Raw genomic sequence first — 14,080 nt, 5'->3', positions numbered from 1 at the left:
AAGCCCCTAGGGCCTGTGCATAGCTATGTTGGACCGGGTCAGGCAATCTTGAAACGCGCCACCGACTGGCGCAGTTCCTCGGCCATGTGCGAGAGTTCGCGCACCTGCTGTGCCGTGGTGCGCGTGCCTTCGCCCGTCTGCTCGGTCACCGCGAAAATGTGCTGGATGTTCTCGGCCACGTCGTTGGCCAGAACGGCTTCGCGCGAGGTGGACGAGGAGATCAGCTCGATCAGCTCGGCCAGATGGCGCGACACGGAGTCGATCTCGGTCAGCGCGGTGCCGGCGGAGTCGGACAGGCGGGCCCCCTCGACCACACCCTGGGTGGAGCGCTCCATGGCGGCCACGGCATCCTGGGTGTCGGTCTGAATCGCCTTCACCAGCGCCGCGATCTGGCGCGTCGCGTCGGCCGAGCGTTCGGCCAGGCGCTGCACTTCTTCGGCCACCACCGAGAAGCCGCGACCGGCTTCACCGGCCGATGCGGCCTGGATGGCGGCGTTCAGCGCCAGCACGTTGGTCTGCTCGGTAATGTCGGAAATCAGCTCGGTGATTTCGCCGATCTCCTGCGAGGATTCGCCCAGCCGCTTGATGCGCTTGGAGGTTTCCTGGATCTGGTCGCGGATGGAGTTCATGCCGCCGATGGCGTTCTGCACGGCCTTCAGGCCCAGGTCCGCAGCTTCCAGCGACTGGCGCGCCACCTGGGCAGATTCCTGCGCCTGGGTGGAGACCTCGTTGATGCGGCCGGCCATGTCCAGCACGGAGCGGCCGGTTTCGCGGATCTCGCGCAGCTGTTCGGTCGATGCGGCCAGCAGCTCGGTGGAGTTGGCATCCACCTCGGCCGTGGTCTGCGCCACGCGCGTTGCCGTGTTCTGCACGCTGCCCACCAGTGCGCGCAACTCTTCCACCGTGTAGTTCACCGAGTCGGCGATGGCGCCGGTGATGTCCTCGGTCACGGTGGCTTCCTGCGTCAGATCGCCCTCGGCCACCGACTGCAACTCGTTCATCAAACGCAAAATGGCGGCCTGGTTGGCGTCGTTGATGCGCTTGGCTTCATGCTCCTGCACGCGCGACTCTTCCTGGCGGCGTTCGGCAGCTTCCTGGCGCAGACGGCTGTCGAGCAGCTGCACGCGGGACAGACCCACACCGCACAGCAGCACCAGCACGGTGGCCAGGGCCAGCAGACCCATGGGCAGCGAGCCGATGCCGGCGCCGCTTTGCAGCTTGGTCTGCAGGTCTTCCAGCTGGCGGCGCAGCGGTTCGCTGTCGGCGTTGATGGCAGTCTGTGCCTCGCGGGCGGAGACCAGGCCCTGCAGGTTGCCCAGAATGGCGCTGGCCTCGGTGCGGGTCTCTTCGTAGAGCTTGATCAGTGCCTCGATCTGCTCGCGGGTCTGGGCGTCGCGCGTGGGGGGCAGGCGCAGTTCGCTGCTGCCGCCCAGCAGGCTTTCGGAGATTTCCTTGAACGAGTTCAAGTCCTTGCCCAGCAGGAACACGGCCTCGGGGCTCACGCCTTCGGCGGTCTGGAATTCGTTGGCCGACTTGCCGATACGCTGGGTCAACATCACCAGCTGGCCTGCGGCCGAGATCTCGGCGGGGCTGGCGCCCTGCTGCAGCTTGAGCGAGGAGATGGTTTCGGCGATCTCCAGCAGGTCCGAGGACTGGCGGTTGATGGTGCGCAGCGCGTCGCCAACCTGGGTCAGGATCTGCTTTTGCTCCATCACCACCTTGGCGCTTTGCTCGGCGCGCTCCATCAGCGGCATGATCTGGCCCAGCTCGTCGGCGTAGGCGCCGCCCAGCGGGCGCACGCCCATGGAGTCATCGCCCGAGGTGAGGGCGCGCACGTTGCGCGCCAGCACGCCCGCACTGTCTTGCACGTCCGCAAACGAAGGTGCCGCGCCGGTCAGCGCCTGCGACACCGACTTGGCAAGGCGCTGCGACTGCATCAGGGCCTGGCCGGTGGCGGCCAGCTGCTGCGCCGAGCCGTCCGCCTGGCGCAGAGCCCATGCCGCCGCCAGCACCAGGGCCAGCACGGAAACGCCCAGCAGCGTGGACAGCGTGCGCTGGTGGCGCGCGGCAGGCGCGCGGCCCAGCAGCGGCAGGACCACCGTTTCCTGGTCCAGGACTGCGCCGGCGTCGCCCGGCATGGCGTCGGGCGCGCCCTGCACGGTCATGGACGCATCGAGTGCGTACATATCCTGGGAGACGGTGTCTCCGAGCATGCTGTTGTCCGCGCCCGAGCCGGAGTCGGCCGGCTTGCGTTGGAAGCGATTTGCAAGACGTTGCAAGAATGACATGGGACGACCTTCAGAAACTCAGGCGCGAATGCTCAGAAACTCGGAGGTTTGGGACAGGCGCTGCAATTGCAGCTCCTGCCAGCGGTGGCCCGCTTCATCGATATGCACGGGGCCGAAAAAGGCGGGGGATTGCTCGGGCGCGGGCTCGGTGCGCACAAAGGCGTCGGCGCTGCGCAGGCCCTGCAGGCGGTCCACCAGCAGGGAGGCGTTCACTTCCAGCGCGGCATTGAAGGCCAGCAGGCTGGACTCGGCCAGCGCCGGTTCGCTGCGCGCCACGCCATGGCCCAGCAGGCTGGCCAGGTCGATCACCCCGGCCAGGGTGCCGCGCAGGTTGGCAATGCCCAGGAACCAGGGCTTTGTATAGGGCACGGGCTGTACGCCGGCCCAGGGAAAGATCTCGCCGGACTGGCCCAGCGGCATCAGGTAGTTGCGCCCGCCGGCCTGGACGGCCAGCCAGGCCGCCACCTTGACGCCTTCGCTGCGTGCGGCCTGGAGACGGCCGGCCAGACGGGATTGCAGATCGCGCAGTGCTTCACGGTTCGCCATGGCCAGCGCACCGCGTCAGTTCAGCGCCGCGATCTTGGCCTGCAGCTCGCCTGCATCCACCGGCTTCGTGATGTAGTCACGCGCGCCCTGGCGCATGCCCCAGACCCGGTCGGTTTCCTGGTTCTTGCTGGTGCACATGATGATGGGCAGGTCCGCGTACAGCGGGTCGCGCGTGATGGCGCGCGTGAGCTGAAAGCCGTTCTGGCCGGGCATGACCACGTCCATCAGGATCAGGTCGGGCCGCTCTTCGGCCAGGCTGCGCAGGGCTTCCTCGCCGTTCTCGGCCGTACGTACCTGCAGTCCCTGCTTTTGCAGCATGTCGGACAGAAACATCAGTTCGGTCTTGGAATCGTCCACGACCAGGACTTTGCGGATGGGCATCAAAGTGCTCCTATGGTTTGCTTGCCGAACTGCTCCACGGCCTGCAGCAGCTGGTCTTTGGTGAAGGGTTTCGTGAGGTAGTCCTGGCAGCCCACCATGCGCCCGCGCGCCTTGTCGAATACGCCGTCCTTGGACGAGAGCATGACCACGGGCGTATCGGAGAAGCGCGCGTTGCGCTTGATGATGGCGCAGGTCTGGTAGCCGTCCAGCTTGGGCATGAGGATGTCGCAGAAGATCAGCTGGGGCTGATAGTCGTTGACTTTGGACAGTGCGTCGAAGCCGTCGTCGGCCAGGAGCACTTCGTGCCCGCCCTGTTTGAGGAAGATTTCTGCGCTGCGGCGGATGGTATTGCTGTCATCCACCACGAGTACGCGCAAGGGTGCGCCCGATGTCGTCACTGAGAAACCTCCCGGAAATGTATGAGTCGGCGCGGGTGGTCCCGCGCTCAGATTTCGACCATCTCAAAGTCTTCTTTACGTGCACCGCATTCGGGACAGGTCCAATTCATGGGCACGTCATCCCAACGCGTCTGGGGTGCGATGCCATGCTCGGGGCAGCCTTGCGCCTCGTCATAGATCCACCCGCAGATCAAGCACATCCAAGTTTTAGGGTCGGTCACAGCTTAAAGGGCCTTCACATAGAATGCAACGATTGTATCTAGTCATAACCACCCGCCACGGCCTTCGCTGGCGGGGCGCAAACTGGGCTGAGCCATGGCATTGAACCCCTCCAACTCCCCCAGTCCCGACACCGAATTGGTGGACGAAACCGCTCCCGTATGCGTGCTGGTCTTCAACGCCAGCGACCCCAGCGGAGCAGGTGGCCTGTCGGCCGACATCGCCACCATCGCCTCGGTCGGCGGTCATCCGCTGCCCGTGGTCACGGGTGCCTACGCACGCGATTCGGCCAAGATCTTCGAGCATTTTCCCTTTGACGACGAGGCCGTGGCCGAGCAGGCGCGCGCCGTGCTGGAGGACATACCCGTGTCCGCCATCAAGGTCGGCTTCGTGGGCAGCCCGGGCAACCTGGCGGCGATCGCCGAGATAGCTTCCGACTATCCCGACATCCCCATCGTCTGCTACATGCCGGACCTGTCGTGGTGGGAGGAAGACCCGCTCGACCAGTACATGGACGCGCTCAAGGAGCTTGTGCTGCCGCAAACCTCGGTGTTGGTTGGAAGCCACAGTACGCTGTGCCGCTGGCTGCTGCCCGACTGGAGCAACAGCCGCAGCCCCACGGCGCGCGACATCGCCATGGCGGCCGAGGCCCTGGAAGTGCCCTACGTGCTGGTCACCGGCATCCCCCTGCCCGACCAGTTCGTGGACAACGTGCTGGCCACGGCGCAGTCCGTGCTGGGCAACAGCAAGTACGAGATGTTCGACGCCACGTTCACCGGCTCGGGCGACACCCTGTCGGCCGCGCTGGCGGCCCTGGTGGCCAGCGGCAACGACCTGGGGCTGGCCACGCAGGAGGCGCTGGAGTACCTGGACCGCAGCCTGGACAGCGGCTTTCGCCCCGGCATGGGCCACTTCATCCCGGACCGCATGTTCTGGGCTCAGCCCGAACCCGAGGACGAAGACGCCGAGGCCGCCGAGCCGCTCACCGAGCTCGACGCCGACACCCAGGCCATCGAAGGCTTCGTGATGCCGCCCCATGACACCAAGCATTGAGGCAGGCCGCCCCTGAGCGGCTGCGCCCTTGGCTTGGCGCCTCTGGCTTGTACCCCGCACATGGCAGACTCCTGCACTATGACCACTGACCTGAATATTCCCCTGTTCGAACGCGCCAAGGCCGTGATCCCCGGCGGCGTGAATTCACCCGTGCGCGCCTTCAACGCCGTGGGCGGCACGCCGCGCTTCGTGCGCCGTGCGCAGGGCGCGCATTTCTGGGACGAGAACGCCCAGCAGTTCACCGACTACATCGGCTCCTGGGGTCCGATGATCCTGGGCCATGGCCACCCCGAGGTGATGGCCGCCGTGCAGGCCGCCGCGCTGGAAGGCTTCTCCTTCGGCGCGCCCACGGAGCGCGAGGTCGTGCTGGCCGAGAAGATCCTCTCGCTCATGCCCTCCATGGACATGGTGCGCATGGTCAGCTCGGGCACCGAGGCCGGCATGAGCGCGCTGCGCCTGGCGCGCGGCTTCACGGGCCGCAACAAGATCATCAAGTTCAACGGCTGCTACCACGGCCATGCCGACGCGCTGCTGGTCAAGGCCGGCTCGGGCCTGGCGACGTTCGGCGCCTCCTCCTCGGCCGGCGTGCCGCAGGACGTGGTCAAGGACACCGTGGTGCTGGAATACAACGACGTGGGCCAGCTCGAAGAGGCCTTCGCCCAGTTCGGCGACCAGATCGCCTGCGTGATCATGGAGCCCATTGCCGGCAACATGAACTTCGTGCGCGCCAGCGTGCCCTTCACGCGCCGCATCCGCGAACTCACGCGCGAGCATGGCGCGCTGATGGTCTACGACGAGGTGATGACGGGCTTTCGCGTGGCCCTGGGCAGCGCCCAGAGCCTGTACGCCCAGCACATCGAAGGCTTTGCGCCCGACATCACCGTGCTGGGCAAGGTCATCGGCGGCGGCATGCCCATGGCGGCCTTCGGCGCGCGCCGCGAGATCATGGAAAAGCTCTCGCCCCTGGGCCCGGTCTACCAGGCCGGCACCCTGTCGGGCAACCCCATCGCCACGGCCTGCGGACTCAAGACGCTGGAGCTGATCAGCGAGCCCGGCTTCCACGACGCCCTGCACGCGAAGACCGGCCGCCTGATGGCCGGCTTCAAGGCCGAGGCCGACGCCGCCGGCGTGCCCTTCAGCGTGGACCACCAGGGCGGCCTGTTCGGCTTCTACCTGCTGCCCGAGCTGCCCAGCACCTGGACCGAGGTCATGAAGACCGATGGCGCACGCTTCAACCGCTTCTTCCACGGCATGCTGGAGCGCGGCCACTACTTTGCGCCCGCCCTGTACGAGGCGGGCTTCGTGAGCGCCGCGCACACGGACGCTGACATCGACAAGACCATCGAAGCCGCGCGCGAAGTGTTCAAGACGCTCTGATATCCGCAGATATCTTCCCTTGCACGCCAACGCCACCAACGCCGTGATCCGGCGCTGGCGTGCAGGTCACATCACTCGTCGTCGCCCTGGTCCACGAACTCCACCAGCTCCGGCAGCATCTCCAGCTGCTGGATGGCGTCCTTGAGCCGCAGGCCAAAGCGTGACTGAGGCCGCCCGAAGGCGCCCTGCGCCAGCCGCAGCGCCGCCGTTGCCTTGATCCACTCCACCTCGAAGGCATAGCGGTCCGCGTGCTGCTGGACACCCATGCGCTTGATGTGCTCCAGCGCCAGCTCCACGGCGCAGTCCACATCGACTTCGCTGTCGTCCCTGTCGGGGTCGTCGACCATCAGTTCGATCAACTGCTGCAGCGTGCTCTGCACCAGCCCCAGCGAGGCGTGCATGGCCTGCTGCCAGGTGGGCAGAAGAGGTGGTTGGGGAGAGGCTGCCTGAGCGGCGATGAGAGGGTGCATGTCTTGGCTCCTACTTGCGCGCACGAACGCGCCAGCCCCAGAAATCTGGGTACAACAGAACCCCACTTTTCGCTGGGGGTCACAAACGCTGTTGAAAAGATGCTTCGACACACCGGGCCTTTCAGCCTTCCGCAAGTGTAGTAGCTGGATGTTTTCAAAACCAGGCCGAGCGCAACGACGGCCCGCCTCCACCCCCCGTATGTCAGCGCCTGCGTCGGGCCGCCTGCGGGGTTGCAGTCCTGCCGAAGGACAGGACTGCTTCGTCAACTGACTCGCCGCAGTTGTTTGAACGGAGCGCGCAGCGCGCAGTGAGTTCTGCGGCGAACCCCGCAGGCGGCCCGACGCAGGTTGCCCGCAGCGAAGCGGAGGGTCGCGGACATTCGGGTTGTACGTGTCAAGGACATGGGTAACAACTCAGCTCACAGACATGGGTAACACTTCAAGCTCACATAGTCCTTCTGGGGTCCTCGCACATCCTCTTCGTTGAAGCAGCCCAGTCGCACCGGCCCCAGATACACATCCCACTGGCCAGCGGCCACCTCCTGCATCCCGATCCACTGCCCCGCCAGCAGGTAGCCGATGTAGACCCGCAGCGCTCGCCAGTAAATCAGGCCGTTGTGGCTGACTCGAACTCGTTCCCAATGCTTCGGGTACTGCAGCTCCGGTAGCTTTGAGGGGTATGGCCTGGCCGAGTCGCTGTAATGCTGGGCCGGCATGCTTTGCTGCAAGGCCTCATGCGGGCGCTGCTGGTTGTAGTGCTCCACAAAGGCATCGAGCTGCATCTGCAATGCCGCTTTGTCCGCCGCAGGCTCTTTGCCCAGGGCATGCTTGAGCGTGCGGTGCATCCGCTCGTGGCGACCGTTTTGCTGTGGCTTGCCCCTCTCGATGCGCTCCGGCCTGATGCCCAGCCTTATCCACCATATCGCCAGGCGTGACAGGCCCGCCACGCCAGTAGTCGCGAATGGCGGACCGTTGTCACTGCGTATGCGCTCGGGCAGTCCGTATTGCCGAAACACCTGTTCGAAGCTGCGTTTGGCATCCTCGTAGTTGGGGCTGTCGTAGACGTGCACGGCCAGCAAATAGCGGCTGGCGTGGTCCATGATGGTCAATGGATAGCACCAGTGACCATCGGCTGTCTTGAACTGGCCTTTGTAGTCTGCACTCCACACCCCATTGGGCTGCTTGCTCGTTCGCAAGGGCTGGGCCGTAGGCACCGAGCGTCTGCGTACACGCCTGCTGCAAACAAGCCCCTCAGCCTTCAGCACGTTGTAGATGGTGGTTTTGCTGGGTGTCTCCTGTGGGCCCCAACGCTGCAGGAGCAAAGCGTGCAGCTTCTTGGGCCCCATCTGTGACCTTTGCTGCGTGCGCAGCTCAATGATGGCCCGGCGCTGTGCATAGCTGATCGCCTGATTGTTCCCGTGGGGCCTGCGACTGCGTTCTTGCAATCCATCCATGCCCAGTTGGCGGTAACGCTCAACCCACTTGTAGGCCGTCTTGCGGCTGATGCCGTAGCGCCTGCACAGCTCGCTCAGCGGCGCACCACCGCGCAGGTGGTCGGCTATGAAGAGCAGTTTCTCGTCCATGGGTGCGCACTCCTTCCAGGGCATGGTGATCGCTCCTTGGCTGCTGTTGGCTCCAGCTGCCAAGCTTGGATCTGTTACCCATGTCCTTGTACTGATGTGTCACCTATGAGTGTGAGTCGTACCGGTCGCCTTCTTTGATCTGACCTTTCTTGGCGAATCAAGAAAGGGCAGTCGGCTGCCGGGCCGAGACCCGGGCTCAGAAAAATACCACCCGGCAGGGTCAAAAACGAAACCCAGCCCTTACCAAAGCGAAGGCCCGTTCAGCCCAAACGAAACGCAGCACGCGCCCGCTCCACCTCATCCCTCACCACACACCCCAAAACATGGTCATTGACCAACCCCATGGCCTGCATGAACGAGTAGACAGTCGTAGGCCCCACGAACTTCCACCCGAGCTTCTTCAACTCCTTGGACAGCGCCCGAGACTCGGCCGTCTCGGACACGGGCCCGCCACCGGTCACGGGTGCAGGCGCATGGCGCCAGAAGAAGGTCGACAGCGAGCCTTCCGCCTTCACCATCTCCAGCGCCCGCTGCGCGTTGTTGATCACGGCCTCGATCTTGCCGCGATGCCGCACGATGCCTGCATCGCCCAGCAGCCGCAGCACGTCGTCTTCGGTGAAGCGCGCGACCTGGTGGAAGTCGAAGCCCGCAAAGGCCGCGCGGAAGTTCTCGCGCTTGTTGAGGATGGTCAGCCAGCTCAGGCCGGACTGGAAGCCTTCGAGGCTGAGTTTCTCGAACAGGCGCCGGTCGTCGGTGACGGGAAAGCCCCATTCACGGTCGTGGTAGGCCAGGTAGCCGTCCGTGGCGGCGCACCAGTGGCAGCGCGGCCGGCCGTCAGGGGCGGTGAACAGGCGGGACATGGTCAGGATTTCCCGGACTCGGGAGAGGGGAGGGACAGCAGCCAGGCTGCCATCTGCAGGGATTGCGCCGTATCGAGGTGCGGGTGGCGCGGCATGATGGCGCGGCCCCATTCGCCGGCCCCGCCCTCGCGGATCTTGCGCGCCAGGTAGTCGGCGGCATCTTCGCGGGCCCGGTAGCGCTCGGCGATCTGCTGGAAGGACGGGCCCACGTAGTGGCGAACCAGGCCGTGGCAGCGCAGGCAGTCATTGCCCTCGACCAGGGCCTTTCCGGCAAGCAGCCGGGGGCCTGCATCCGTACCGGCCTCTGTACCTGCGCCTGCACCTGCATTTGGATCTGCAGCTGCCGTCACGGCAGCTGCCGGCAGGCCAGCAGCAGGTGCAACGGGCGCAACAGCCGGCCCGCGCATGATGCGCCAGCCGATGTTGAAGACACCCAGCGCCACCAGCAGCATGAAGACCACGAGCGCCCAGCCCAGCCAGCGGGGCCGGTGGGGGGCGTCGTCGCCCTCGTCGTCTGCGTCAGGAGGCAGTTGGCCGGCCATCAGTGGCGGAAGTGGCGCACGCCGGTGAAGACCATGGCGACGCCGCGCTCGTTGGCGGCGTCAATGACTTCCTGGTCGCGCATGGAGCCGCCGGGCTGGGCCACGCAGGTGGCGCCTGCGTCAACGACCACGTCCAGGCCGTCGCGGAAGGGGAAGAAGGCATCGCTGGCCACGACGGTGCCCTGCAGGCTCAGCTTGGCGGCCTCGGCCTTGATGGAGGCGATGCGTGCCGAGTCCAGGCGGCTCATCTGGCCTGCGCCCACGCCCATGGTCATGCCGTTCTTGCAGAACACGATGGCATTGCTCTTGACGTACTTGGCGACCTTCCAGGCGAACAGCAGGTCCTGCAGTTCTTCGGGGGTAGGCTGCTTGACGGTGACGACCTTGAGGTCGGCCAGGGCCAGTTCATGGTTGTCAGCGGTCTGCAGCAGCAGGCCCGAGCCGACGCGCTTGGCGTCCATGGCGTTGCGGCCCTGGTCCCAGGCGCGCTCGCCGCCGGCAGGCAGGGCGATCTTCATCAGGCGCACATTGACCTTGGGCTTGAAGATTTCCAGCGCCTCGGACGTGAAGTCGGGGGCCATCAGCACCTCGACGAACTGCTTGACCACGGCCTCGGCCGCTGCCTTGTCCACCGTGCGGTTGAAGGCGATGATGCCGCCGAAGGCGCTGGTGGGGTCGGTCTGGAAGGCCTTGGCATAGGCTTCGTGCGCGTCCTTGCCCACGGCCACGCCGCAGGGGTTGGCGTGCTTGACGATCACGCAGGCCGGCTGCTCGAAGCTCTTGACGCATTCCCAGGCAGCGTCGGCGTCGGCGATGTTGTTGTACGACAGCTCCTTGCCCTGCAGCTGCTCGCCCGTGACCAGGGAGCCGGGAGCCGGATACAGGTCGCGGTACAGGGCGGCCTGCTGGTGGCTGTTTTCGCCGTAGCGCAGGTCCTGCACCTTGGTGAAGTGGCCGTTGCTCTGGCCGGGGAAGGGGCTGCGCTCGGGCACGTAGGCTTCGGAGAGCTTCTCGTCCTCGAACTTCACGCTGGACAGGTAGTCGCTGATGGCGCCGTCGTACTGGGCGATGCGGTTGAAGGCGGCCACGGACAGCGCAAAGCGCAGCTTGTCGGACAGCTTTCCGCTGGCCTTGAGTTCACCCAGCACGGCCTCGTACTGGCCGGCGTCGGTGATCACGCCCACGTCGGCCCAGTTCTTGGCGGCAGAGCGCACCATGGCCGGGCCGCCGATGTCGATGTTCTCGATGGCGTCGGCCAGCGTGCAGCCGGCCTTGGCCACGGTGGCCTCGAAGGGGTACAGGTTCACCACCAGCAGGTCGATGGTGTCGATGCCGTGCTCCTTGAGGGCCGCCATGTGGGCGGGCAGCTCGCGGCGCGCCAGCAGGCCGCCGTGGACCTTGGGGTGCAGGGTCTTGACGCGGCCGTCCAGCATTTCGGGGAACTGGGTGACTTCGGCCACCTCGGTCACGGGCAGGCCGGCCTCGGCCAGCAGCTTGGCGGTGCCGCCGGTGGACAGCAGCTTGATGCCCAGGGCGTGCAGGCCTTGGGCGAATTCGACGATACCGGTCTTGTCAGAGACGGAGAGCAGGGCGTTCATGGGCGTCAGTGCAGGGAGTTTGAAGAAATGGAGATTCGTGCCGCTCAGAGCATGTCGTGCTCGAGCAGCTTCTTGCGCAGCGTGTTGCGGTTCAGGCCCAGCCAGTCGGCAGCGCGGGACTGGTTGTTGTCGGCCTGGGTCATCACCACTTCCAGCAGCGGCTTTTCGACCAGGTGGATCAGCATGTCGTACATGCCGTTGGGCTTTTCGCCGTCGAGATCGCGGAAATACCCCTCCAGGCTTTCACGCACGCATTGTTCGATGTTCTGGTTGCTCATACTGTCATTCCTGCGGGCTCTCCGAATTCGGCGCTTGTGGCGCCGGCATCGATGGCGGCCGGTATCCGGTCCATCCGTGCGCCCAGGGCGTCCAGATAGTCGGCCACTGCCTGCCATTGCACCGCGCAGTCCTCGATGGTGTTGATGTGTTGTCTGAATGCTTCACCGCCCGGCAGGCTGCGCAGGTACCAGGCGATGTGCTTGCGCGCGCTGCGCACGCCGGTGCCCTCGCCGTACAGGCTGTAGTGGTCCTGCAGGTGGTCCAGCAGCAGCCGGCGCAGCTCGGCCACCAGCGGCGGGGCCATGTGCTCGCCCGTGGCCATGAAGTGCGCGATCTCGCGGAAGATCCACGGCCGGCCCTGGGCCGCGCGGCCGATCATCACGGCGTCGGCGCCCGTGTAGGCGAGCACGTCGCGCGCCTTCTCGGGGCTGGTGATGTCGCCATTGGCCACCACGGGCACGCGCACCGCCGCCTTGACGGCAGCGATGGTGTCGTACTCGGCAAAGCCCTTGTAACCCTGCTCGCGCGTGCGGCCGTGCACGGTGAGCATCTGTATGCCCACCTCCTCGAAGCGGCGGGCCAGCACCACGGCGTTCCTGTGCGCGTCGCACCAGCCGGTGCGCATCTTCAGCGTGACGGGCACGCCGTGCGGGGCGCAGGCCTCTACAACAGCCTGGGCAATCTCCACGGCCAGGGCCTCGTTCTGCATCAGGGCCGAGCCGGCCCACTTGTTGCAGACCTTCTTGGCCGGGCAGCCCATGTTGATGTCGATGATCTGGGCGCCGCGGTCCAGGTTGTAGCGCGCGGCCTCGGCCATCATCTCGGCGTCCGTACCCGCGATCTGCACCGCGATGGGGCCGGGCTCGCCTTCATGGTTGGCGCGGCGCGAGGTCTTGAGGCTGTTCCACAGGTCCTTGCGCGATGTCACCATCTCGCTGACCGCGTAGCCCGCGCCCAGGGCCTTGCACAGCTGGCGGAACGGCCGATCCGTCACCCCGGCCATGGGGGCGACGAACAGGCGATTGGCCAGGGCATGGGGGCCTATGGACAGGGGTGGGGAGGACATCGGAAAAGCCGGAGAAAACGCGCGCGCCGAGCACAAAACGGGCGGCAACAAAGGACCAAGATTGTACCTGCCCAAATTTTCAGCAGGGCTAAAACCGGGCCGTCAAGACGGCCAAGCAGCGAAAACAAGACAGTGCGCAGTTTTCATGGTGTGGGCACGAAGGTGCGCACCTGGCCCGGAACGGCCTGCAGCCCGTAGGCACCGAGCCGGCCCTGCCACCAGCGGCGGTTGAATTGCACGTCGGGAGAGACCTGGTCGTCGGGCATGGGGCGCAGGCCGACCTTCTGCAGCCCGGCTTTCGGCTGCCCGGCTGCCTGCAGCCCAGCTGTCTGCGGCCCAGCCTCCAGTCCCAGGTCCAGCGCCTCGCCGTCGGCCAGCGGGCCGCGCACCACGGCCATGGCCTTGCGCCCGTCGGTCACCCAGGCGTCCAGCACCAGGGCCGGGCCGGGCTCGGACCCGGCCAGGCTCACGCAGCCTTGCAGACGCGGCTCCAGGCCCAGAGGCTCCAGCTCGCGCTGCAGTTGCTCCAGCCTGTCGCCCACGGCCGGGTCCGGCAGGGTGCAGCCCTTGGCCTGCAGCGCCTTGCCCCAGGCGGAGGGCGGTGCAGCCTGGGCGGGCGGCGCCTGGGCAGCGGCCTGAGCCACCACGGTGGTGTCCTTGCCCGGCGATGGCTGCAACGCAGCGCAGCCGGCCAGGCCGGCTGCTGCCATTCCCAATGCCGCGCATCCCGCCCATCCTGCAATCCGCCCTGTCTGCATGACGCCCCCTGTGCTTGTGGTTCTGGACCAGGCCCCACGATAGCTTCAGGCCGACAAGGCGTCAGCCAGCGCAGACCTACACTTACAGCACCTATGGAAGTCTGGATGCATCAACTGCTGAGCTGGCTGGCGCTGCCGCAGTTCGGCCTCAGCACCGTGTTCATCGTGGCCCTGATTTCGGCCACGCTGCTGCCGCTGGGCTCCGAGCCTGCGGTGGTCGGCCTGCTGCAGCTCAACCCCGATCTGTTCTGGCAAACGGTCTTCGTGGCCACGGCCGGCAATACGCTGGGCGGCGCCATCAGCTGGTGGATGGGCCTGGGTGCGCACAAGGCCTGGCGCGCGGCCCGCGAGCGGCGGCGCGCCGGACTGCCGGAGGATCTGCGGGCCAAGCCGCCCCGCGCCCTGTCCCGCCACGAGCGCCGCGCCCGCGTATGGCTGCGCCGCCTGGGTGCCAAGGCCTGCCTGCTGAGCTGGCTGCCCGTGGTGGGCGATCCGCTGTGCGCCGTGGCCGGCTGGCTGCGGTTGCCGTTCTGGCCCTGCGTGTTCTACATGGCCATCGGCAAGTTCCTGCGCTATGTGGTGATGACGGTGGTGCTGCTGCAGCTGCTGCCGGCCTCCTGGGCCAGCTGAGGCCGAAGCCCCCCCACCGAAGCCCTCCCCTT

16 protein-coding genes are annotated in these 14,080 nt (G+C 66.3%); 3 read left to right on the top strand and 13 right to left on the bottom strand.

The features are described from left to right. Nucleotides 1-38: 38 nt before the first annotated feature. From DACI_RS07905 to DACI_RS30980, 5 genes are read right to left on the bottom strand one after another with little or no spacing between them, the layout of a single operon-like run. Entirely contained in the window at nt 39-2,288 is a 2,250-nt protein-coding gene (locus DACI_RS07905) for a methyl-accepting chemotaxis protein (RefSeq protein ID WP_012203504.1), read from the bottom strand. Between the two features lie 18 nt (nt 2,289-2,306). After that, entirely contained in the window at nt 2,307-2,834 is a 528-nt protein-coding gene (locus DACI_RS07900) for a chemotaxis protein CheW (RefSeq protein ID WP_012203503.1), read from the bottom strand. Between the two features lie 15 nt (nt 2,835-2,849). After that, nucleotides 2,850-3,215, bottom strand: coding sequence for a response regulator (locus DACI_RS07895; RefSeq protein ID WP_012203502.1), 366 nt, complete (start codon nt 3,213-3,215; stop codon nt 2,850-2,852). Then, complete coding sequence (locus DACI_RS07890) at nt 3,215-3,613, bottom strand: response regulator (RefSeq protein WP_012203501.1); 399 nt, start codon at nt 3,611-3,613, stop codon at nt 3,215-3,217. The genes DACI_RS07895 and DACI_RS07890 overlap by 1 nt, the downstream gene beginning before the upstream one ends. Before the next feature lie 47 nt (nt 3,614-3,660). Then, the gene (locus tag DACI_RS30980) at nt 3,661-3,813 is read right to left on the bottom strand and encodes a rubredoxin (RefSeq protein ID WP_013804031.1); all 153 of its coding nucleotides are present in this window, start codon (nt 3,811-3,813) and stop codon (nt 3,661-3,663) included. A 115-nt stretch (nt 3,814-3,928) separates the two neighbouring features. On the opposite strand from DACI_RS30980, the gene thiD reads away from it, so the two are divergent. After that, nucleotides 3,929-4,885 (top strand): bifunctional hydroxymethylpyrimidine kinase/phosphomethylpyrimidine kinase, encoded by a 957-nt coding sequence (gene thiD / locus DACI_RS07885; protein WP_012203499.1) that lies wholly within the window; start codon nt 3,929-3,931, stop codon nt 4,883-4,885. Between the two features lie 60 nt (nt 4,886-4,945). Then, the gene (gene hemL / locus DACI_RS07880; protein ID WP_012203498.1) at nt 4,946-6,262 is read left to right on the top strand and encodes a glutamate-1-semialdehyde 2,1-aminomutase; all 1,317 of its coding nucleotides are present in this window, start codon (nt 4,946-4,948) and stop codon (nt 6,260-6,262) included. A 71-nt stretch (nt 6,263-6,333) separates the two neighbouring features. Here the strand turns inward: hemL and DACI_RS07875 are convergent, their stop codons facing one another. The 8 genes from DACI_RS07875 to DACI_RS07840 all read right to left on the bottom strand — a co-directional run bounded on the left by DACI_RS07875 (nt 6,334) and on the right by DACI_RS07840 (nt 13,418). Then, complete coding sequence (locus tag DACI_RS07875) at nt 6,334-6,732, bottom strand: hypothetical protein (RefSeq protein ID WP_012203497.1); 399 nt, start codon at nt 6,730-6,732, stop codon at nt 6,334-6,336. 419 nt (nt 6,733-7,151) lie between these two features. Next, nucleotides 7,152-8,339 carry an IS481 family transposase gene (locus DACI_RS07870; protein WP_012202886.1) on the bottom strand — a complete coding sequence of 396 codons (1,188 nt, stop codon included), beginning with the start codon at nt 8,337-8,339 and terminating at the stop codon, nt 7,152-7,154. Between the two features lie 236 nt (nt 8,340-8,575). Beyond that, nucleotides 8,576-9,175, bottom strand: coding sequence for a DNA-3-methyladenine glycosylase I (locus DACI_RS07865; RefSeq protein ID WP_012203496.1), 600 nt, complete (start codon nt 9,173-9,175; stop codon nt 8,576-8,578). Between the two features lie 2 nt (nt 9,176-9,177). After that, a complete protein-coding gene (locus tag DACI_RS07860; RefSeq protein ID WP_012203495.1) occupies nt 9,178-9,717 on the bottom strand; it encodes a c-type cytochrome in 540 nt (179 codons plus the stop codon). After that, nucleotides 9,717-11,315, bottom strand: coding sequence for a bifunctional phosphoribosylaminoimidazolecarboxamide formyltransferase/IMP cyclohydrolase (purH, locus tag DACI_RS07855; RefSeq protein ID WP_012203494.1), 1,599 nt, complete (start codon nt 11,313-11,315; stop codon nt 9,717-9,719). The genes DACI_RS07860 and purH overlap by 1 nt, the downstream gene beginning before the upstream one ends. A gap of 44 nt (nt 11,316-11,359) precedes the next feature. Then, nucleotides 11,360-11,593 (bottom strand): Fis family transcriptional regulator, encoded by a 234-nt coding sequence (locus DACI_RS07850; protein WP_013804037.1) that lies wholly within the window; start codon nt 11,591-11,593, stop codon nt 11,360-11,362. After that, complete coding sequence (gene dusB, locus DACI_RS07845) at nt 11,590-12,660, bottom strand: tRNA dihydrouridine synthase DusB (RefSeq protein ID WP_012203493.1); 1,071 nt, start codon at nt 12,658-12,660, stop codon at nt 11,590-11,592. Before dusB ends, DACI_RS07850 begins: the two co-directional genes overlap by 4 nt. A gap of 143 nt (nt 12,661-12,803) precedes the next feature. Next, nucleotides 12,804-13,418, bottom strand: coding sequence for a hypothetical protein (locus DACI_RS07840; protein WP_012203492.1), 615 nt, complete (start codon nt 13,416-13,418; stop codon nt 12,804-12,806). A gap of 105 nt (nt 13,419-13,523) precedes the next feature. Between DACI_RS07840 and DACI_RS07835 the strand changes: the two genes are divergently transcribed. After that, nucleotides 13,524-14,048 carry a YqaA family protein gene (locus DACI_RS07835; protein ID WP_043780881.1) on the top strand — a complete coding sequence of 175 codons (525 nt, stop codon included), beginning with the start codon at nt 13,524-13,526 and terminating at the stop codon, nt 14,046-14,048. Nucleotides 14,049-14,080 lie beyond the last annotated feature (32 nt).

The organism is Delftia acidovorans SPH-1 (assembly GCF_000018665.1).
In the GTDB taxonomy this organism is placed as follows: Bacteria; Pseudomonadota; Gammaproteobacteria; order Burkholderiales; family Burkholderiaceae_C; genus Comamonas; species Comamonas acidovorans.
The sequence above is the reverse complement of the archived record's forward strand: the minus strand, read 5'-3'. Positions and strand labels throughout refer to the sequence as shown.

What these genes read in the sequence shown, in the direction of transcription:
- DACI_RS07905 (WP_012203504.1), bottom strand. Translation starts at nt 2,288, where the DNA reads ATGTCATTCTTGCAACGTCTTGCAAATCGCTTCCAACGCAAGCCGGCC.
- DACI_RS07900 (WP_012203503.1), bottom strand. Translation starts at nt 2,834, where the DNA reads ATGGCGAACCGTGAAGCACTGCGCGATCTGCAATCCCGTCTGGCCGGC.
- DACI_RS07895 (WP_012203502.1), bottom strand. Translation starts at nt 3,215, where the DNA reads ATGCCCATCCGCAAAGTCCTGGTCGTGGACGATTCCAAGACCGAACTG.
- DACI_RS30980 (WP_013804031.1), bottom strand. Translation starts at nt 3,813, where the DNA reads ATGTGCTTGATCTGCGGGTGGATCTATGACGAGGCGCAAGGCTGCCCC.
- thiD (WP_012203499.1), top strand. Translation starts at nt 3,929, where the DNA reads ATGGCATTGAACCCCTCCAACTCCCCCAGTCCCGACACCGAATTGGTG.
- hemL (WP_012203498.1), top strand. Translation starts at nt 4,946, where the DNA reads ATGGCAGACTCCTGCACTATGACCACTGACCTGAATATTCCCCTGTTC.
- DACI_RS07875 (WP_012203497.1), bottom strand. Translation starts at nt 6,732, where the DNA reads ATGCACCCTCTCATCGCCGCTCAGGCAGCCTCTCCCCAACCACCTCTT.
- DACI_RS07870 (WP_012202886.1), bottom strand. Translation starts at nt 8,339, where the DNA reads ATGCCCTGGAAGGAGTGCGCACCCATGGACGAGAAACTGCTCTTCATA.
- DACI_RS07865 (WP_012203496.1), bottom strand. Translation starts at nt 9,175, where the DNA reads ATGTCCCGCCTGTTCACCGCCCCTGACGGCCGGCCGCGCTGCCACTGG.
- DACI_RS07860 (WP_012203495.1), bottom strand. Translation starts at nt 9,717, where the DNA reads ATGGCCGGCCAACTGCCTCCTGACGCAGACGACGAGGGCGACGACGCC.
- purH (WP_012203494.1), bottom strand. Translation starts at nt 11,315, where the DNA reads ATGAACGCCCTGCTCTCCGTCTCTGACAAGACCGGTATCGTCGAATTC.
- DACI_RS07850 (WP_013804037.1), bottom strand. Translation starts at nt 11,593, where the DNA reads ATGAGCAACCAGAACATCGAACAATGCGTGCGTGAAAGCCTGGAGGGG.
- dusB (WP_012203493.1), bottom strand. Translation starts at nt 12,660, where the DNA reads ATGTCCTCCCCACCCCTGTCCATAGGCCCCCATGCCCTGGCCAATCGC.
- DACI_RS07840 (WP_012203492.1), bottom strand. Translation starts at nt 13,418, where the DNA reads ATGCAGACAGGGCGGATTGCAGGATGGGCGGGATGCGCGGCATTGGGA.
- DACI_RS07835 (WP_043780881.1), top strand. Translation starts at nt 13,524, where the DNA reads ATGCATCAACTGCTGAGCTGGCTGGCGCTGCCGCAGTTCGGCCTCAGC.